The 20631-nt window shown below is 29.3% G+C and carries 19 protein-coding genes; 15 read left to right on the top strand and 4 right to left on the bottom strand.

The window, feature by feature from the left end; translation table 11 throughout:
• Position 1 precedes the first annotated feature (1 nt).
• The 6 genes from L1S33_RS07910 (at position 2) to L1S33_RS07885 (ending at position 6458) form a co-directional block, all read left to right on the top strand.
• Positions 2 to 1420, top strand: a complete 1419-nt coding sequence (locus L1S33_RS07910) for a RagB/SusD family nutrient uptake outer membrane protein (RefSeq protein ID WP_240561930.1) — start codon at positions 2 to 4, stop codon at positions 1418 to 1420.
• Positions 1421 to 1441: 21 nt separating this feature from the next.
• Positions 1442 to 2443 carry a PKD domain-containing protein gene (locus L1S33_RS07905; protein WP_240561929.1) on the top strand — a complete coding sequence of 334 codons (1002 nt, stop codon included), beginning with the start codon at positions 1442 to 1444 and terminating at the stop codon, positions 2441 to 2443.
• 3 nt (positions 2444 to 2446) lie between these two features.
• Positions 2447 to 3373: a polysaccharide lyase family 7 protein gene (locus L1S33_RS07900; protein ID WP_240561928.1), complete on the top strand. Its 927-nt coding sequence runs from the start codon at positions 2447 to 2449 to the stop codon at positions 3371 to 3373.
• A 186-nt stretch (positions 3374 to 3559) separates the two neighbouring features.
• A complete protein-coding gene (locus L1S33_RS07895) occupies positions 3560 to 4261 on the top strand; it encodes a FadR/GntR family transcriptional regulator (RefSeq protein WP_240561927.1) in 702 nt (233 codons plus the stop codon).
• A gap of 115 nt (positions 4262 to 4376) precedes the next feature.
• A complete protein-coding gene (locus tag L1S33_RS07890; protein ID WP_240561926.1) occupies positions 4377 to 5666 on the top strand; it encodes an MFS transporter in 1290 nt (429 codons plus the stop codon).
• Positions 5667 to 5693: 27 nt separating this feature from the next.
• On the top strand, positions 5694 to 6458 hold the full coding sequence (locus tag L1S33_RS07885) for an SDR family NAD(P)-dependent oxidoreductase (protein ID WP_240561925.1): 765 nt from the start codon (positions 5694 to 5696) through the stop codon (positions 6456 to 6458).
• A gap of 37 nt (positions 6459 to 6495) precedes the next feature.
• On the opposite strand, the gene L1S33_RS07880 is transcribed toward L1S33_RS07885, so the two are convergent.
• Complete coding sequence (locus L1S33_RS07880; RefSeq protein ID WP_240561924.1) at positions 6496 to 7530, bottom strand: LacI family DNA-binding transcriptional regulator; 1035 nt, start codon at positions 7528 to 7530, stop codon at positions 6496 to 6498.
• A 151-nt stretch (positions 7531 to 7681) separates the two neighbouring features.
• On the opposite strand from L1S33_RS07880, the gene L1S33_RS07875 reads away from it, so the two are divergent.
• The 8 genes from L1S33_RS07875 to L1S33_RS07840 all read left to right on the top strand — a co-directional run bounded on the left by L1S33_RS07875 (position 7682) and on the right by L1S33_RS07840 (position 16572).
• Complete coding sequence (locus L1S33_RS07875) at positions 7682 to 8728, top strand: sugar kinase (RefSeq protein WP_240552431.1); 1047 nt, start codon at positions 7682 to 7684, stop codon at positions 8726 to 8728.
• 86 nt (positions 8729 to 8814) lie between these two features.
• Positions 8815 to 9483: a bifunctional 4-hydroxy-2-oxoglutarate aldolase/2-dehydro-3-deoxy-phosphogluconate aldolase gene (locus tag L1S33_RS07870; RefSeq protein ID WP_240552430.1), complete on the top strand. Its 669-nt coding sequence runs from the start codon at positions 8815 to 8817 to the stop codon at positions 9481 to 9483.
• Between the two features lie 64 nt (positions 9484 to 9547).
• On the top strand, positions 9548 to 10429 hold the full coding sequence (locus L1S33_RS07865) for a DMT family transporter (protein WP_240561923.1): 882 nt from the start codon (positions 9548 to 9550) through the stop codon (positions 10427 to 10429).
• Positions 10430 to 10643: 214 nt separating this feature from the next.
• The gene (pheT, locus tag L1S33_RS07860) at positions 10644 to 13070 is read left to right on the top strand and encodes a phenylalanine--tRNA ligase subunit beta (RefSeq protein ID WP_240561922.1); all 2427 of its coding nucleotides are present in this window, start codon (positions 10644 to 10646) and stop codon (positions 13068 to 13070) included.
• A 43-nt stretch (positions 13071 to 13113) separates the two neighbouring features.
• Entirely contained in the window at positions 13114 to 14148 is a 1035-nt protein-coding gene (locus L1S33_RS07855; RefSeq protein WP_240561921.1) for a quinone-dependent dihydroorotate dehydrogenase, read from the top strand.
• Between the two features lie 32 nt (positions 14149 to 14180).
• The gene (locus tag L1S33_RS07850) at positions 14181 to 14798 is read left to right on the top strand and encodes a LysE family translocator (protein ID WP_240552427.1); all 618 of its coding nucleotides are present in this window, start codon (positions 14181 to 14183) and stop codon (positions 14796 to 14798) included.
• A gap of 260 nt (positions 14799 to 15058) precedes the next feature.
• On the top strand, positions 15059 to 15928 hold the full coding sequence (locus tag L1S33_RS07845; protein WP_240552426.1) for a leucine-rich repeat domain-containing protein: 870 nt from the start codon (positions 15059 to 15061) through the stop codon (positions 15926 to 15928).
• Between the two features lie 281 nt (positions 15929 to 16209).
• Entirely contained in the window at positions 16210 to 16572 is a 363-nt protein-coding gene (locus L1S33_RS07840; RefSeq protein WP_240552425.1) for a dihydroorotase, read from the top strand.
• Positions 16573 to 16773: 201 nt separating this feature from the next.
• Here L1S33_RS07840 and L1S33_RS07835 read toward each other — a convergent pair whose 3' ends face one another.
• From L1S33_RS07835 to L1S33_RS07825, 3 genes are all read right to left on the bottom strand, one after another.
• Complete coding sequence (locus L1S33_RS07835) at positions 16774 to 17586, bottom strand: alpha/beta fold hydrolase (RefSeq protein WP_240561920.1); 813 nt, start codon at positions 17584 to 17586, stop codon at positions 16774 to 16776.
• A 169-nt stretch (positions 17587 to 17755) separates the two neighbouring features.
• On the bottom strand, positions 17756 to 17965 hold the full coding sequence (locus L1S33_RS07830) for a helix-turn-helix domain-containing protein (protein ID WP_240561919.1): 210 nt from the start codon (positions 17963 to 17965) through the stop codon (positions 17756 to 17758).
• Between the two features lie 3 nt (positions 17966 to 17968).
• The gene (locus L1S33_RS07825) at positions 17969 to 18466 is read right to left on the bottom strand and encodes a DUF2975 domain-containing protein (protein ID WP_240561918.1); all 498 of its coding nucleotides are present in this window, start codon (positions 18464 to 18466) and stop codon (positions 17969 to 17971) included.
• 263 nt (positions 18467 to 18729) lie between these two features.
• On the opposite strand from L1S33_RS07825, the gene gndA reads away from it, so the two are divergent.
• A complete protein-coding gene (gene gndA / locus L1S33_RS07820) occupies positions 18730 to 20631 on the top strand; it encodes an NADP-dependent phosphogluconate dehydrogenase (RefSeq protein WP_240561917.1) in 1902 nt (633 codons plus the stop codon).

The following is a 20631-nucleotide window of genomic DNA, read 5'->3' as shown; positions in this document are numbered from 1 at the left end:
TATGAAACAAATTAAATTTTTAATAGTACTTGCAGTTGCAATGTTTCTTTCTTCGTGTGAAGATACTTTCTTATCACCTGAAATAATAACAGGTGTAAGTTCAGATACGTATTTTACTACGGAAGCTGAAATTGAAGCTGGGGTTGTAAACATGTACGATGGTATACAAGGAGTTAATGCATTAAAACTTACAAGTTCTAACTTAAATCATGGAGTTCAAGTTGAATTTTATGTTACAGAAATGCGTAGTGATAATACAGAAACTAAAAGTCAAGAAGGAGAAGCTGCTCAATTTGAGTTTTTTAATATAGAATCTACAAATGGTATTGTAGACGATTATTATAGAAGTTATTACAATGTAATTTATAGAGCAAATCTTATTTTAGAAAGTTTAGAAGCAGCAGGTAGTTCTGCAGCACAATATGAAGGAGAAGCTAAGTTTGTTAGAGCATATGCTTATTTTAACTTGGTACGTTTGTATGGAGATATACCTTTAGTTGATAAATTAATCAACCCATCAGACAAAGAAACTGCTTACACCAGAGTAGCTACATCTCAAGTTTATTCTTTAATAGAAAGTGATTTACTAACTGCAATAGCAAATTTAGACGATACATATAAAGATAGAGCATCGAAAGCTGCTGCTGAGGGTATTTTAGCTAAAGTTTATTTAACTTTAGGACGTTATGGAGAAGCACAAGGTTTATTAGAGTCTATTATGAATCCTTCTAGAGGTTTTGGTTTACAAACAGATTTTAAAGATATATTTTATTCTGAAGGAAATAATGAGGTTATTTATTCTATTGGTTATATAGCTGGTTCTAATAATGATAGTCAAAATTTTTCTGCTGAAATGTTAAATGCAGTGGGTAGAACTAGTGGTGTAAATTATGTAACTCCAGATGCAAAAGCAGCAATTGATGCTTTAGGAGGAAACCGTACTTTATTATCTTATAGAGAAGATTCTGGTCAAGCCGGTAAATATCAAGTTGTAAAATACTTGCCAGATGGAGATACTACTTTAGGTATACCAGTTACATCTGCTGATCCTACTTCTGCTGGTAATGACTGGATAGTTTTAAGATATGCTGATGTTTTATTAATGCATGTTGAAGCTATTATGGCTGGTGGAGCTTCTACTACAAGTAGTAATGCAATAACTTCATTCCAAGAAGTTAGAGATAGAGCAGGTTTAACTACAGCTGTTACAGAAATTACTAAACAAGACTTAATGGATGAAAGAAGAGTTGAGTTAGCTTTTGAGAATCACAGATTTTTCGACTTAGTAAGAATGGGTGAAGCTTCAAACGTTTTAGGTGCATTTTCATCAAACTTTTCAGGTACAGATCTTTTATTACCAATACCACAAAGAGAAATAAACTTAAGTAACGGTTTGTTATCACAAAATCCTGGTTATTAATCAAATTAATTGTTAATTATTATGAAACAAATAGCAAAAAAAATACAAACTAATATTTCAAAATTTGGAATATTAATATTATTATTCTCACTAGGTTTTGTAACCTCATGTGAAGAAAACTTGCCAGATACTGGTGATATTGCAGATCTAACACCTCCAACTGCAGCTTTTTCAGCTACACAAGGAGCAGGAGCCGTTGGTGATGAATGGATGACGTATAGTTTTACTAACGAATCTTCTAGTGCTACATCTTACTCTTGGGATTTTGGAAATGGAGATACTTCTACAGAAATAGAACCATCAACCACTTTTCCAGGTGAAGGAAGTTTTACAGTTACACTTGTAGCTCAAGATAATTTAGGAGTTACTAGTACTTACTCAGAAGTTATTGAAGTTATAGAGCCTTTGGTCGTAGTTATTCCAGATCCAACTTTAATTAATTCAGTATTTGATAAATTACCAAAAAACAATGGAACATCAAGTGACTGTGCTTGTTCAGGTTGGGATAATGATGATATTGGTGAACAAGGAGAATCTAGTTCAGGTAATGGATCTGATGTTGTAAAATTCGATAATAATGAACCAGATCATATTTACCAAGAATTTGAAGTTGTTCCAAATGCAGATTATACAATTGAAATTATTACTTCTTTTAAAGGTTTAGAAAATAATACACCTCCAATGGATAGTATGTTAGAGTTAAGAATTTTAGCAGGTTCTGGTTATACTGCTGGTTACACACCAACATATTATGCAACTGCAACTGAGTACCCAAAAACAGGTTTTGGTTATAATGACCCTGCTGTAGCTTTAGACCCAGCAAACAGTCTTATAACAGAAGTACTTTCCAATCCTAGTGATACAAGTTATATCACTAACACATATACATTTAATGCAGGTAACAACGATAGTGTTGCTTTCTTTATGAGAGGTATCGGTGGAGATAGTACTGTTGGAAGCTATGGTTATACAAGTGGAGACGAGGAAATTAGACTTGATTCTGTAACTATTACAGCAAATTAATATATGCAAAACATTCAAAGGAATATAGGGTTATTTTTAATAATAGTATTTCTATCTGTAAACATTACTTCCCAAAATAAGGGAGGTAATGTCACAGATGATGTTAAAGTTGAAAAACTTAAAAAGAGGAAAAAACGTAAGAAAAAACGTAAGAAAGTAAAATTACCTAAAATAGATTTAAGTCATTGGAAAGTTACTTTGCCAGTTACAAATGAAAAAGGTAAACCTTACGAAATTGAACCACCTGAAATTAAAGATTTTGCTAAAAATGAAATAGCAAAACCTTTTATGTATATAGACTCAACAAAAGGTGCAATCGTTTTTCATGCAATGCCTACAAATTCTAAAACAGCTAACACTAAGTATACTAGATCTGAATTAAGAGAACAAATGGTTCCTGGTGATAATAATACCAATTGGACATTTGCAGATGGAGCTTATATGAAAGGTGTTATGGCAATGGATGAAACTACCAAAGATTCTAAAGGCAAATACCATAGAACTATTATCATGCAAATTCATGGTAGATTAACCAATGAACAGCGAGACTTAATAGGCCAGAAAGATAATAATGCTCCACCAATATTAAAAATATATTGGGATAAAGGTAAAATTCGAGTTAAGACAAAAGTTTTAATAAACCCTAATGCTACAGGCAATCAGTTGTTACTTGAAGAAATGTGGGGTAATGATAAAGGTTTTAATTTTGAAGAAGAAGTAGGTTTTAGGAAATTTACTTTAGAAGTAAAGGTTTCTGAAGGTAAAATGGTAATTATCTTAAATAAAAATGAATATAAAGTTTACGAAAATATTCACATGAAAAAATGGGGTATTTTTGAGAATTACTTTAAAGTGGGTAATTACTTTCAATCTAGAGATAAAGGAGCTTTTTCAAAAGTAAGACTTTATAAATTAGAAGTTTCTCACTAAAATAATATAGATAATAGCGATGTTTATAAGTTTAATAAACATCTAGTATAGTTTTAATAATTCTTTCAATCGTATATAAACTAAAGTTATTTAGAAAGTATAATGGTAAATTAGAAAGAATAGTGTTGGTTTTTATATTTTTATACTATAAATTTGGTAAACCAATTTAGAATTTAAATGAAGGATATGAAATTAGAAGTACTTACAAAAAACGAAAATCAAGATATTTTAAATTCTATTATTATTGGTATAAAAGACCTTATTAATTATAAGAATTTAGAGCCTGGAGATAAACTGCCATCTGAGCGCATGTTGTCAGAAAAGTTTCAAGTTAGTAGAGGAAATTTAAGAGAGGCTATTCAAAAATTGGAGTTTTATGGTCTTCTAAAATCTAGACCTCAAAGTGGAACTTTTGTAGCCGATCTTGGGACAACTGCTTTAAATGGTATGATTGATGATATTTTACGCCTAGAAGATCCTGATTTTAAATCGTTGGTAGAAACGAGAATATTACTAGAATTAAAAACAGCCAGACTTGCAGCTTTAAGGAGAACGGAAGAAAATTTAGTTCAAATAAAAGAAGCTTTAGAAGCATATAAAAAACAGGTTCTAGATGGAGGGAATGCTGTTCAAGAAGATTTATTATTTCATTTAGCAATTGCAAAAGCTAGTGGTAATAGTACTATTAATACTTTAATGTTAATGATAACTCCAGAAATTATAACAAATTTCCAGCAGTATCATGTATGTGATTCTAGTTTAGCTATGGAGGGTATTGAAGAACATCAAGAAATATACGATGCTATTTTGAAACAAAACCCAAAGTTAGCAAAGGCAAAAATGAAAAAACACTTTAAAGCACTATACCAATATTGTTACAATCTTTAGAGGATAGTAGTAGAGAATTAAAGTTAATAAACTATTAACCTTTAACTCATTTAACAAAAAAGAACAAACAACAGTACTGGTATTTTGTATTTACCAATAAAACCAAACACACAAGATGAAAATAAAAGGACTAAGATGGTGGATTATCACGTTAATATTTATAGCTACAGTTATAAATTATGTAGATAGAACAGCTTTTGCATTACTTTGGCCAGAAATGGGTAAAGATTTAGGGATGGATAATTCAGATTATGCCATTATGTTAAATGTTTTTATGGCTTGTTATGCAGCAGGAAAATTTCTATCAGGTAAGTTATATGATAAAATAGGTACACGTATAGGTTTTACTGTTTCAATTATAGTTTGGTCTTTAGCATCAATTCTTCATGCATTTACAAAAGGATTAGTTTCTTTATCTATTGCACGTGGTTTACTTGGTATAGGAGAAGCAGGATTATGGCCTGGTGCAGTAAAATCTAATGGAGAATGGTTTCCTGCAAAGCAGAGAGCTTTAGCGCAAGGAATTTTTAATTCAGGAGCCTCTATTGGTAATGTAGTAGCGCCATTTATAATTGTGTTTTTATATACTAAATTTGGTTGGCAAACTACCTATATAATTTTAGGTGCAGTTGGAGTATTATGGGTTATTCCATGGTTATTTTTAAACAAATCTACACCAGAAAAACATCCTTGGGTAACTCAAGAAGAAAGAGATTTAATTTTAACTGATAGAATTGATAAGCAAGAGGATCTTTCTGAAAGTAAAACTAAAAGTCTTTCAGTAGGTAAAATATTAAGTTACAAGGAATCTTGGGGAGTTTTATTATGTAGATTTTTTATGGAGCCAATTTGGTGGTTTTTTGCAGGATGGATGCCAATTTATTTAAATAAAACATTTGGTTTAAGTATTGAAGAAATAGCAGCGACAATGTGGATTTCTTATTTAATGGCAGCTGCTGGAAGTATAATTGGAGGATGGTTTACAGGTATACTTATGAAATCAAGATCTGTTGATGCAGCTAGAAAGATTACAATTTTTGTAGGAGGATTACTAGTTTTCATAGGATTTGTAGGTATTATTCAGTTTGTAGGAGAAAATAACTTTATGACATTTATCTACTTGGCAGGATTAGTACTTTTTGGATTTCAATTTGCAATTGGGAATGTACAAACGATTTCGAGTGATTTATTTAGAGGACCATCCGTAGGAACTTTAGCAGGATTAGCAGGAACTGTAGCCGCAGTATCACCAATGATTATGAACTGGTTTATCGGTAAAATAACAGGTGGAGGATCTTATACACCAGCTTTTATTGCAATAACAATCTCTGTAATATTAGGAGTTCTATCAATTTTTGTATTAATCAGAAAAATAGAACCAGTAAGAAAGACAATAGAAGAATAAAACAAACAAAGGATAAATTTTTATAGAATGAGTACAAACAAAGGAAAAGTTGCCATAATAACAGGAGCAACTGGAGGAATAGGATTTGCAGTAGCAAAAAGATTAGGAGAAGACGGATTTACAATAGTCTTAAACGGAATCGAAGATGAAGCAGGAGCAGCAAGAGTAAAAGAGCTTACTGATGCAGGAATCGATGCATCTTACTATGGATTTGATGTAACAAAAGAAGACGCAGTAACTTCAAATATAAAAGCAATTGGAGAAAAGTACGGAAAGATAGATGTACTAGTAAACAATGCAGGAGGATTAGGAGGAAGAGCTAGGTTTGAAGAAATGACTACAGAATTTTATAGATTCGTAATGGCCTTAAACTTAGACTCAGTATTTTTTGCCTCAAGAGCAGCAATTCCATTTTTAAAGAACGGAGATAATCCAACAATCATTAACTATACTTCAAATGCAGGATGGAATGCTGGGGGACCAGGAGCAGGAATCTATGGTACATCAAAAGCAGGAGTTCATACAATAACAAGAGCTTTAGCCAAAGATTTAGCAGAATATGGAATTCGGGTAAATGCTGTATCACCAGGAACAATAGACACACCATTTCACCAACAAATTAAATCTACAAAGCCAGAAGTTTTTGCTTCATGGGCAAATAACATTATGTTAGGTAGATTAGGACAACCAGAAGATGTTGCAGGGGTTGTATCTTTCTTAGCGAGTAAAGATGCTGCATTCTTAACAGCAGAAACTGTTCAAGTAGGAGGAGGACAAGCTTTAGGTATCTAAAAGTTTTTCAGTAAATAAAAAAAGCCGTTTTGTAATATTACAAAACGGATTTTTTATTGGAAGAATCTCTAATAATAAGTTTAGAGTTAAGAATTACTTTATTTAAGCGTTGTTCTACAACATCTTTTTTAGTGTATTCTAAAAATGTTTCCGCTGCAATTCTACCTATTTTATAACTATGCTGATTAACACTTGTAATTGATGGTGTTACCATACTAGCAAAAGGTTCATCTCCAAAACCAACCAATGCAATGTCATTTGGGATATCAATATTTTGTTCTTTTAAAACTTGTAAGGCTCCTAATGCAGCATAATCTCCAGCGACATAAACGGCATCTGGTCTGTTTTTAAGTTTTAAAAGTTGTAACATTTTTTGCCTTCCATCTTCAGTAGTAAGACTACTTTCAATAATTAATTCATTATCGAGAGGAAGTTTGTGTTTTATAATAGCATCAGAATAACCTCTAATTCTATTATTAAAAATTCGGGTATGTTTGTAACCTCCAATATGAGCAATTCGTTTACAACCTTGTTCAACAAGATGGTCTACAATTGTATGGCTACTATCATAATCATTAATACCAATATAATCTACGTTTAAATCATTTTCACCACGGTCAAAAGTTATTAAAGGAATACCAGCAGCTTTAATTTTTTCATAATGATCAAGCTTTACAGTCTCATTTGCCATAGAAGCAATTATTCCATCAACTTGAGTAAAAAGTAATGTGTCAATATTATCACATTCTTTTTTATAAGACTCGTTAGATTGTGTTATAATTATATTGTAACCTTCTTTATTTAAAACTTCTTCTATATTATGTATTGTTGCTGAAAAGAAATTACTATTGGTTCTAGGTACAATTACACCAACCAATTTACTTTTTCCGCTTCTTAGAGCACTTGCTAAATGATTAGGTTGATAATTTAAGTTTTCAGCAACTTGCCTTACAGCTTTTTTAGTCTTTTCACTAATCCTAGAGTCATTATGTAGTGCTTTAGAAACAGCAGCAGCAGATATATTTAGCACATTGGCAATATCTTTTATGGTAGTTTTGTTTTTTTTTGCCAATTTTTTATATATTTGCTTTAACGTTTAAACAAATGTAACAAGTTTGTTTGTATAATCAAAATTTCTAGCATTTATTGAGGTTTTGATTTTATTTTATCAAACTGCTTAAACGTTTAACTAAAAATTAATAACAACCAAAAATATAATTAAAATGGGTAAGGTAGTAACGTTTGGAGAAATCATGTTAAGATTAGCTCCGCAAGGATTTTTAAGATTTTCTCAAGCAAACAGTTTTGACGCAGTTTATGGTGGAGGAGAATCTAATGTAGCAGTTTCTTTAGCAAACTATGGAGTAGATGTAGATTTTGTAACTCGTTTACCTAAAAATGATATTGGTGCTTGTGCAATGATGGAAATGCGTAAGCGTGGAGTTGGAGTAGATAAAATTGTGTATGGTGGAGACCGTTTAGGTATTTACTTTTTAGAAACTGGTGCAGTTTCTAGAGGTTCTAAAGTTGTTTATGATAGAGCGCATTCTGCAATTGCAGAAATAGAATCTGGTATGATTGATTGGGACGCAGTTTTTGAAGGATGTGAGTGGTTTCACTGGACAGGTATTATTCCTGCAATTTCTCAAGGAGCAGCAGATGTAACTTTAGAAGCTTTAAAAGTAGCAAGTGCTAAAGGAATTACTATTTCTACAGATTTAAATTATAGAGCTAAACTTTGGAAATTTTGTGACGATGCTCACAGAGAAAAAATAATGACAGAATTAACTTCTTACTGTGATATCGTTTTAGGAAACGAAGAAGATGCAGAAATGCACTTTGGAATTAAACCAGAAGGAATTTCTGTTCAAACTGAAGGACATAACGTAAAAGCAGAAGCATTTTTATCAGTTTGTGAACAAATGATGAAAAAATTCCCAAGAGCTAAAAAAGTTATTACAACTTTAAGAGGTTCTATATCTGCTTCTCATAATACATGGGCAGGTGTTTTATATGATGGTAAAACATTATTCCAAACTCGTCAATATCAAATTACTGATATCGTAGATAGAGTAGGTGGTGGAGATTCTTTCATGGGAGGTTTAATCTACGGATTGTTAAAATACCCAGAAGATGATCAAAATGCATTAGATTTTGCTGTTGCAGCTTCTTGTTTAAAACATACTATTAAAGGTGATGCAAACTTAGCAACTGTAGCTGAAGTAGAAAAATTAATGGGTGGTGATGCATCTGGTAGAGTAGCAAGATAATATATGTATAACTGTTTAACTGTTAGGTTTTTTTATTAAATTTAACAGTTAAATAAATACAGACTTAAATAAATTTACATTTTAAAATGGCACAATTTACAAGAATAGAAGTAGCGCAAGTAATGAAAGAAACTGGGATGATTCCATTATTTTTTCATAACGATATAGAGTTAAGTAAGAAAGTCTTAAAAGCATGTTATGATGGTGGAGCTCGTTTAATGGAGTTTACAGCACGTGGAGATTTTGCTCACGAGGTTTTTGGGGAATTAACAAAATACGCTATTGCAGAATTACCAGGTATGATAATGGGTGTAGGTTCTGTTACAGATGCAGGAGCAGCCTCTTTATATATGGCTTTAGGAGCTAATTTTATAGTAACTCCAGTTTTAAGAGAAGATATTGCTATTGTATGTAATAGAAGAAAAGTACTTTGGTCTCCTGGATGTGGTACCTTAACAGAAATCACTAGAGCAGAAGAATTAGGATGTGAAATCGTAAAACTTTTCCCTGGAGATATTTATGGACCTCAATTTGTAAAAGGAGTTAAAGGACCTCAACCTTGGACAAGTGTTATGCCAACTGGAGGAGTTGCTCCAACAGAGGAAAACTTAAAAGGTTGGTTTGATGCAGGTGTAACTTGTGTTGGAATGGGATCTAAATTAATATCAAAAGATATTATAGCTAATAAAGATTATGCTAAATTAGAAAAAGATGTGAGAGCAGCTTTAGCTATTGTAAAATCTGTTAGAAAATAATAGTATATTTAACCTTAAATATTAAACTCTTCAATATTTAATTATTGAAGAGTTTCTTTTTTTTATGAAAGAAAATAGAGCCATTTTTTATATGATATTTAGTGTTATAGCATTTTCTATAATGAATGCTGTGGTAAAATATTTAAGTACTTTTAATGTATATCAAATAGTTTTTTTTAGGTCTATTGGTACATTAATTTTTACGATTCCTCTTTTATTAAAATATAAAATTCCAATTTTAGGAACACATAAAAAACTACTTTTTCTTAGGGGTTTAGCTGGGTTAATATCTTTAACTTGTTTTTTTGAATCCTTAAATTATCTAGCAGTTGGTACAGCTGTTTCATTAAGATATACGTCACCAATATTTGCAGCAATTTTTGCTATGTTTTTTTTGAAAGAAAAAATAAAACCAATTCAATGGTTCTTATTTTTAATTGCTTTTATAGGTATTTTAATAATTAAAGGCTTTGGAGTTAATGTAAACTCTATTGGATTATTATATGTTTTAAGTTCAGCAATAGCATTAGGTGTAATTTTTGTTGTTATTCGTAAAATTGGTGATAGAGAACACCCGCTAGTAATTATTAATTACTTTATGGTTATGGCTTTTTTATTTGGTGGTGTTATGTCTATAAATTATTGGGTAAATCCTACAATTTCACAATGGTTTCTTTTATTAAGTTTAGGTGTTTTTGGCTATATAGGTCAATTGTATATGACCAAAGCATTTCAATTAAATGAAACAAATGTTGTTGCTCCATTAAAATATTTAGAAGTTATTGTTACAATTATTATAGGGATTTCTTGGTTTAAAGAAGAATATAATATTTATGCAATTTTAGGTGTTTTTTTAATTTTATTTGGGTTGATTTATAATTTATATGTAAAAGCAAAACAGAAAAAGGGTATAAAAAAAATTACCGAAAAAAATAATCTTAATTAAGGTCTCGTAATAGTTTATTCCTTTAGTTTTAATTTGTTTAGCTAATTATAGAAGTTTAGTAAAATAATTGATTTTACGACTTAAAATAATCTTATATAATTTAAAATGTTAAACAATCCTTATAATAACTTGTAAACAATACCCTGAACATATTATTTACATGCAATTTTTTCGAAGAAAAAACGTAAATTTGCACCTTGAAAATAAAGGATAGATGAAGATATCATATAATTGGTTAAAACAATTTTTACAAATAGATTGGGAAGCTGCTAAAACTGGTGAGTTATTAACAGATTTAGGTCTTGAGGTTGAAGGAATTGAAACTAAAGAAAGTATAAAAGGAAGCTTAAAAGGTATTGTTGTAGGTGAGGTTTTAACATGTAAACAACATCCAAATGCAGATAGACTTAAAGTAACAACGGTTAATTTAGGTTCTGGAGAGCCAGTACAAATTGTTTGTGGTGCTCCAAATGTAGACGCAGGGCAAAAAGTGCCAGTTGCCACAATTGGTACCGTTTTATATGATGATAAAGGCGAAGGTTTTACTATTAAAAAAGGTAAGATTAGAGGAGAAGAAAGCCATGGTATGATTTGCGCCGAAGACGAGCTAGGTTTAGGTAAATCTCATGACGGAATAATGATTTTAGATGAAACATTAGAGGTTGGTACACCAGCAGCTAAAGTATTTGATATAGAAACTGATGAAGTTTTTGAAATTGGCTTAACACCAAATAGAGCAGATGCAATGAGCCATTTTGGAGTTGCTAGAGATTTACGAGCAGGTTTAATGCAACAAGATTTAAACTTAGAATTAATTTCTCCTTCTGTTTCAGATTTTCATGTAGATGAAAGAACACTTCGTATAGATATAGATGTAGAAAACAAAGAATTAGTGCCACGTTATTGCGGCATTTCTATCACAGATGTTACAGTAAAAGAAAGTCCAGAGTGGATTAAAAATAGATTAAAATCTATTGGTTTAACACCAAAAAATAATATTGTAGATATTACAAATTATGTCTTGCATGAGTTAGGGCAACCTTTACATGCTTTTGATGCAGCAAAAATTAAAGGAAATAAAATTGTTGTAAAAAATCTTGCTGAAGGAACAAAGTTTACAACTTTAGATGAAGTTGAAAGAGAACTTTCTTCTGAAGATATTATGATTTGTGACGCAGAAGATAATCCGTTATGTATTGGAGGTGTTTTTGGTGGAATTAATTCTGGAGTTACAGAAAGTACTTCAAATATATTTTTAGAAGCAGCATATTTTAACCCAGTTTCAATAAGAAAAACAGCAAAAAGACATGCATTAAATACTGATGCTTCTTTTAGGTTTGAAAGAGGAATTGACATTAATATGGTTGAATATTCATTAAAGCGAGCGGCAATATTAATAGAAAAATACGCTGGAGGAAAAATGGGATCTGATGTTTTAGATTTGTATCCAGTAAAAACCGAAGATTTTCAAGTATTCTTATCGTTTGAAAATACGTATAAAATTATTGGTCAAGAAATTCCAAAGGAAACAATTAAAAAAATATTAGCATCCTTAGAAATTAAAATCAATAGTGTAACAGAAGGTGGTTTAGGTTTAACAATACCTTCTTATAGAGTTGATGTTCAGAGAGAAGCAGATATTATTGAAGAAGTTTTAAGAGTGTATGGTTATAACAATATTGAATTTTCTCATAAACTAAACACGTCAATTTCTTTTGATAATGATAAACAAGTTAAAATTGAAAATACCATTGCCAATCAATTAAGTTCATTAGGTTTTAATGAAACAATGGCAAATTCTTTAACCAAAGAAGACTACATTAATTTATCAGAAAATTTAAAAGCAAACTACAATGTAGAAATGTTAAATCCGCTTAGTAGCGATTTAAAAGTTATGCGTCAATCGTTATTGTTTTCTGGATTAGAAAGTGTTGCTTACAATATTAATAGAAAGAATAATTCACTTAAGTTTTTTGAATTCGGAAAAACATACCACAAGTTTGAAAGTGGTTACCAAGAAGACAAACACTTAACGCTTTTTGTTACTGGAAATAGGTCTAAAGATAGTTGGAAAACTGCTGCACAACCATCAGAATTTTTCTATTTAAAAGGAATTGTAAATTTACTTTTCAGTAAGTTAGGATTCTCTAAAATGAAATCTACTCCAACTAAAAATGATGTCTTTTCAGAAGGAATATCATTAAGTTTAGGGAAAACTAAAATGGTAGATTTTGGAGTTGTAAAACGTTCTGTTTTAAAAGAATTTAGCATTAAACAAGAAGTTTTATTTGCTGATTTTAATTGGGACGCTATTTTAAAATTCTGTAGTAACAAAAATATTAAAGTTACAGGTTTACCTAAATTCCCTTCAGTAAAAAGAGATTTGGCATTGTTATTAGATAACAAAACGGAATTTAAAGAAGTGTATAACTTGGCTTTTCAATCAGAAAGAAAACTACTAAAAGAAGTAGATTTATTTGATGTATATGAAGGCGAAAATTTACCAGAAGGTAAAAAAAGTTATGCAGTAAGTTTTGTATTGCAAGATGAAAATAAAACCCTTACAGACAAACAAATTGATAAAATAATGCAAAAATTACAGCAAACTTTCGAGAAAAGTTTAAATGCTGTTTTAAGATAATTTTTAAGCTTCCGAAAGGAAGCTTTTTTTATAATTGATAATTATGTACAAACTATTAATAAGACCAATTTTCTTTCTTTTTGACCCAGAAAAGATTCATTATTTTACATTTAGCCTTGTAAAGTTTATGTCTAAAATACCTGGTGTTTCAGCAATTTTTAGAAGCTTATATCAAATAAATGATAAAAAATTAGAACGTAACTTATTTGGACTTACATTTAAAAATCCAGTTGGTTTAGCGGCAGGTTTCGATAAAAACGCAGTTTTATATAATGAGTTAGCAAACTTCGGATTTGGTTTTATAGAAATAGGAACAGTAACGCCAAAAGGACAAATCGGTAATCCCAAACAACGTTTATTTAGGTTAAAAGATGACAAAGGAATCATCAACCGAATGGGTTTTAATAATGAAGGTTTAGCAATTGCAATTGAACAATTAAAGAAGAACAAAGGAAAAATTTTAATTGGTGGAAACATTGGTAAAAACACAGCGACTTCACCAGAAAATTATACTGCAGACTATTTAGAATGTTTTAAAGGTTTGCATCCGCATGTAGATTATTTTGTGTTGAATGTTAGTTGTCCAAACGTATCAAGTCATGCAAAATTAGAAGATGTAGATTATTTAAAAGAGCTTATTACTGAAGTTCAAAAGTTAAATAACAAACAAGAAAAACAAAAACCTATTCTACTTAAAATAGCTCCAGATTTAAATAACCAACAATTAGATGAAATTATAGAATTAGTTGCTGTAACTAAAATTGATGGTGTAATTGCATCAAACACCTCTGTAAATAGAGATAATTTAAAAGCTTCGGAAGAAAGCTTAAATGCAATTGGAAATGGTGGAGTAAGCGGACAGCCAATTAAAGAAAGAAGTACAAAAGTAATTAAATATTTAGCCGATAACTCCAACAAATCGTTTCCAATAATTGGTGTTGGTGGAGTTCATTCTGCTGAAGATGCTTTGGAGAAACTGAATGCAGGTGCAGATTTAATTCAAGTTTACACAGGTTTTATTTACGAAGGACCAGGTTTAATTAAGAAAATTAACAAAGCTATTTTAAAACAGAATTAAATGCTTCGTTTCTCCCAAAACAAATAAGGAAAATGACCGAAATACTTATTTCTTTTATTCTCGCAACCGCAACCTTGGCTTTTTCGCCAGGACCAGATAATATTTTTGTTTTGGTGCAAAGTATTGTAAACGGTAAAAAATATGGTTTAGCTACAGTTTTAGGATTAATGACTGGTTGTATAATTCACACAACGTTGGTTGCTTTTGGAGTTTCTGCAATTTTAAAACAAAATGAAAGTCTATTTTTTACAATTAAACTTTTTGGAGCTGCGTACTTATTATATTTAGCGTATCAAGTTTATAAAAGTGATGCAAGTATTACTTTTTCTACTGATAATGTTTCTCAAAAAACACCGTTACAATTATTTAAAACAGGCTTTTGGATGAATGTTTTAAATCCAAAGGTTACTATTTTCTTTTTAGCATTTTTTCCACAGTTTTTGTTTTCTGAAACAATTTCTACAGTAATTCAGTTTTATGTTTTGGGAGGATTATTTATTGTTACTTCTTTTATAATTTTCTCTTCTATAGCTTTATTGGCTGGAAATATTTCCGAAACTATAAAACAAAATAAAAAGATTGGTATTTATCTAAAATGGATGCAAATTGTAGTGTTTATTGCAATTGCGGGTTTAATTTTATTACCTTAAAGTTTACTTTAGAATCTATTTATTCAATTGGAGTTAACAATAAAACTAACTTTTTACTCTTTTTTTTGGTCAATTTATTAAATTTAAACAAGTGTGTATTATTCACTTGAAAGAGGTAATTGTTAAAGAATACGTAGTGTTTTTTATTTAATTTTATCGAATATGTTCTTGTTTGGTAAATAAAATATTTTATCAATAATTTTGTTTTGTCGAAATTTAATTATAGTTTAGTGCTTTAATTAACCCCCAAATTAAAATTTATGTCCCCTTTAAAAATCACACTAATTTTCTTGTGTACACTTCCATGTATAGTTTTTGGTAATAATGATAATGTATCAAAAAAAGAAAAAGAAGCACTTCTTACTATTTATAAAAACACTAAAGGTCAAGAATGGACAACTTCTTGGAATTTAAACAAACCAGTATCTGAGTGGTATGGTGTTTTAGTAAAAAATAATAAAGTTATAGAATTAGATCTAAATTATAACAACCTTACAGGTCAATTACCTGAAGAGATTGGAGACTTAGTTTATCTTAAAAAATTAGTTTTAGATAGAAATAATATAACAGGAAGCATTCCTAATTCTATAGGAAGTTTAAAAGAATTAACACATTTAAATATTGCTTTTAACAAGTTAGAAGGAGAGATACCTTCAACTATCACTAATTTAACTAATTTAAGATCTTTTAGTTTGTTTATGAATAGGTTAACTGGTGAATTACCTGAAAACATTGGAGACCTTAAGTTATTAAGTTCTATACAAGTATTTAATAATAATTTGACAGGAAAATTACCTCCATCAATAACAAAATTATCAAACTTAGTGTGTTTACAGGTTAGTAGCAACTCTTTATCAGGAGAATTACCTAAAGATATTTTTAAGTTAAAAAGATTAAAAATCTTAAACGTGTTTGATAATAAATTAAAAGGTGTGTTACCTTCAGAAATAAGTAATTTGGAAAATATTGAAGAATTATCATTAGGAAATAACCTTTTTGTTGGGTATTTACCATCTGAGTTAATAAATCTGAAAAAATTAAAAAAACTTTCATTAGTCAATAATGACTTTAAAGGAGATTTTGTTTATATCAAAGAAAATTTACCACAATTAAATCACTCTAGTTTTTAATTATTAGCTGTTTTTTAAATTCTTGCTAACGTTTTTGTAAATGGTTTGTTTTGTATTTTAAGCACCTAATTTAGGAATTAAATACAAATAGAAAATCCGTAAAAATTCTTCAATTCGTTTAGATATGTAATGAAATCTTAATGTGTTATTTAGCGATTTATTAAATATTTCTTAAATGTATTTCGTTTATTGTATTGTTATTTAGTGTTATTAAAAATTTAGTGTTAATATTTTAAATATTTATTAAATTTGAATCAAATTAGTAATTTAAATTTAACATTATGAGAAATAACATTTTAAGTTCAGTTTTAGCGTTTTTTGTTTCAGTTTTTATGTTTGGACAAACATCTACTTCAGATTTTAATAAAGGTGATGTTTTTCAAATTGGCAATGCAAATTATAATAATTATAAGCATATCAATTTTCCAAAAGCAAACTTTATTATTAAAAAAGGTGGAATTGTAAATTATAAGAATATCAAAGGTCAAAAGGTTGTAATAACTTCTGTAAAAGAAAAAGAAAATGGAAAAAAAATAGCTACTATTAAACTTCTAGACTCAAGAAAATTCTTTAATAGTCATAAGTATATTACTGTAGAAATTGAAGAAGCAATAAGAAATAAAGAATTATTAGCAATTAAGTAATTCAATTATTAAAGACTTTCCATTCGGAAAGTCTTTTTTAGTAAAATAGATCAATATTTGGTTTTATAATAAAGTTAAAAGTTGACTTGAAATTTTTATTATTTTATCTTGATTATTGCTACTAATTTAGCAAATAGAAATCGAAGAGAAAACCCGAGAGAATTTTTTTAAGTAGGCGAGTACTAGCAATGAATTTTATACTCAATTTAAGTAATTTATAACACTATTTATAACTTCTTTTGTTCTTAAAATTCGAAAATGTCCTGTTCCTTCAACTTCCATAAATTTAGAAACATCCCAATTTTTATGAACATTTTTTGAACGAGAAATAGGAATTACTTTGTCGTTAATATCATGAATTATTAATGACTTTTCTACGTTTATAGATTTAACAAATTCGCTAACATTTAAATTTTTAACATCATTATTTGTTTCTTTTTCCAATCTGTTAATAAGTAGATTTTTTACTTTGTCATTAATTCCTACCATTTCCGAAACGTCATTTATTCTTTCTAAGAACTTATCTGGTGTTGTAATTAAGACGTATTTTTCAATTTGAATATCTTGATTTTTAAATAAAGCATAAGTAGTAGCTACACCTCCAAAAGAGTGACTAACTAAAAGTTTAACCTGGTATTTTTTTATTAAAACACCAACTAGCTCTGTGAATTCAAATAAACTTGTTTTTCCTTTACTACTATAACCGTGTGATGGCGCATCAAAAGAGTAAACTGTAAATCCGTCTATTAAAAGTTTTTCAATTAAGTCTGAAAAATTTCCAGCTTGGCCTTCCCAACCATGAATTAGAAGAACTTTTTTTTCGCCACCTTCCCAAGAATATAGTTGAATATCAAAATCTTTAAACTTAAACTTCTCTTTATTTGCTTTTTCTAATGTAGTTATTTCATTTTCACGAAGTTTCCGAACTTGTGGGTTCGATAGTTGATTGTAAGCAAAAGATGTAATTTGATTTGGAAATAGATTTGAAGCAATTCGAACTAAAAGTTTTTTCATATTCGCAATGTTTTTTAGCTTGTTTTGTTTTTAACGTTGTTGTGTATGGTTAGTTGCGTGTTTTAAGCACTAAAGTTAGTAAATAAAACACAAATAGAAAGTCCGTGAGGACTTTCGTAAATTGGCTAAAACCAGCAATTAATTTTACACGGTGTTAGCCACAGGTTTTTTATTCAGATTCAGAATATTCTAATATGTCAGCAGGTTGACAATCAAGTGCTTTACATATAGATTCTAATGTCGAAAATCGAATTGCTTTTGCTTTTCCTGATTTTAAAATCGAAATATTTGCGGTTGTAATTCCAATTATTTCGGCAAGTTCTTTACTTTTCATTTTTCTCTTGGCTAGCATAACATCAAGATTTATTATAATTGCCATAAATTAAACCGTTAGTTCATTTTCTTCTTTAATTCCTTTTGCCAAATTCAGAGCATTGCTTTGAATGATAAAAAACATTCCGATTATGGACAAAAACAAAGGAATTAATAGATTGTTATCATATATCAATTCAAACTTTCCTCCAGTTAGTTTGCTTATCCATAAAACAACAATAAGAGCAAATGATATAATTCCTGTGTATAGAAAATTATTCCCAGATTTTTTTAAGTTCACTATAGTATTATCGGAAAAATATTTGTTCGTTAATAAGAACCTTGCCATTTTTCTCAAAAAATACAGACCTCTTAAAAATATTATATAAGCAAATAGACTTACGATAAATATTAACCAATAAAATAAACTCCAATCTTCTACATTCATATTTACTTGGTTAATATTGACAGTTCCAAAAGGTATTATAAATATTATTCCAATTAGTCCAATAAAATGTAGAATGTAAAGTATGTCAACAAGTGTTTTAAATAATATTGCTTTTTTCATATTTGATGATTTAATTATTCAAATATACAAAAATTATTGAAAAACAATAATATAATTATGATTAACGATGTTTTATTAACTTGTGGCTAACGTGTTTTATAATAACTTTCATTTATCATTTCCCTTAAATAAAATGGGATATAATAACTAGTATTATGTAAAGATAACCTTTTTCTTATTATGTTTTCTAGCCTTTTATCTACGTTTTATCGTTAAATAAAAAAAGCATATATTTGGTGAACCAAATTGGGTGCCCAAAAAAAATGAAAACAAATAAAACTAATATTATCTTCATTATGGGAGTTTCAGGTGTAGGTAAAAGCACTATTGGAAACCTATTATCAGAAGAGCTAAATATTCCATTTTTTGATGGAGACGACTTTCATCCCGAAGAAAACATTTTAAAAATGTCTAAAGGTCTAGCATTAAATGACAATGATAGATTTGGTTGGTTGCAAAAATTAAACAAATTAGCAGTTGAACAACAATCTAAAAATGGTGCTATAATAGCATGTTCTGCATTAAAGAAAAGTTATAGAGATATATTACACAGCAGTATTAAAGAAAGTACAAAATTTGTTTTTCTTGACGGTTCATTCAATCAAATTAAAGAAAGAATTAATGCGAGAAAAGGGCATTTTATGAATTCTGAGTTATTAAAATCTCAATTTGATACTTTAGAAATTCCTCAAAATGCAATTAAAATAGATATAAGTTTAACACCTCATAAAATAGTAAAATTGATTAGTAAAGAGATAGTAGATAAGGCAGAATTCGGTTTATTTGGTTTAGGAGTAATGGGCAAAAGCCTTAGTAGAAACTTAGCAAATAATGGATTTAAAATAGCGTTGTTTAATAGACATGTTAAAGATGTAGAAGTAGATGTTGCAAAAAACTTTAAAAATGATTTTGAAGAATTATCAACAGCCTTACCGTTTGATGATATAGAATCTTTTGTAAACTCGCTTCAAAAGCCAAGAAAAATAATGTTAATGGTTAATGCAGGTAAAATTGTAGACTACGTTATTGAAGATTTGTTACCATTTTTAGATGCTGGAGATATTTTAATTGATGGAGGTAACTCTAACTATCATAAAACAAAAGAACGTTTCGATTATTTAAAATCTAAAGATATAAACTTTGTTGGAACAGGTGTTTCTGGAGGAGAAGAAGGAGCTTTAAAAGGACCGTCTATTATGCCTGGAGGAAACAAAGAAACCTATAATGAAGTAAAACCTTATTTAGAAGCAATTGCAGCAAAAGATGCAAATAATTTACCATGTTGTACACATATTGGAACAGAAGGAAGTGGTCATTTTGTAAAAATGGTTCACAATGGAATTGAATATGTAGAAATGCAATTATTAGCAGAAGTTTATACTATTTTAAAAGCATTAGGCAATAATCCAGATGAAATTGCAAACATATTAGAAGGTTGGAAAGAAACCACAAATAGTTATTTATTAGAAATTACAATAGACATTTTAAGGAAGAAAGAAGGAGAAGATTGGTTGGTAGATAAAATAATGGACAAAGCAGGTAATAAAGGTACAGGAAACTGGACAACAATTACAACCGCACAACTTGGTGTGCCAAGCACAATGATAACGTCTGCGCTATTTGCTCGTTATATTTCTTTTTATAAAGAAGAAAGAATAGTGGCAAGTAAAAATTTAGAAACAAATAATACATTAGATATTAATTTTACTATTGAAGATGTTTTAAAGGCGTATCAGTTTGCAAGATTAATAAATCATTACCAAGGTTTTAAATTAATACATGAAGCATCAGAAAGTTATAATTGGAGTTTAAATTTAAGCGAATTAGCTAGAATTTGGACTAATGGTTGCATAATTAGATCGGATCTAATGGTGGAGTTGGTTACAACTTTTAAATCAACTAAAAATATGTTAACTGATGAGAAAATAATTCAACAGTTAAAAAAACTAAAACCAAGTATAAAAAAAGTAGTTTCTCAATGTGTTTTAAATGAATTGGCAACGCCAAATTTAAATGAATCAATTAGCTTCTTAAATAGCTTTGCAATAGAAAACTCATCAGCAAATTTAATACAAGCACAAAGAGATTACTTTGGAGCGCACACATATCAACTAAAAAACGATAAAACAAATAAGTTTTATCACACAGATTGGACAAAAAACTAA

It is taken from the genome of Tenacibaculum aquimarinum, assembly GCF_022478115.1.
In the GTDB taxonomy this organism is placed as follows: domain Bacteria; phylum Bacteroidota; class Bacteroidia; order Flavobacteriales; family Flavobacteriaceae; genus Polaribacter; species Polaribacter aquimarinum_A.
This window is presented reverse-complemented; position numbering and strand designations above follow the sequence as displayed.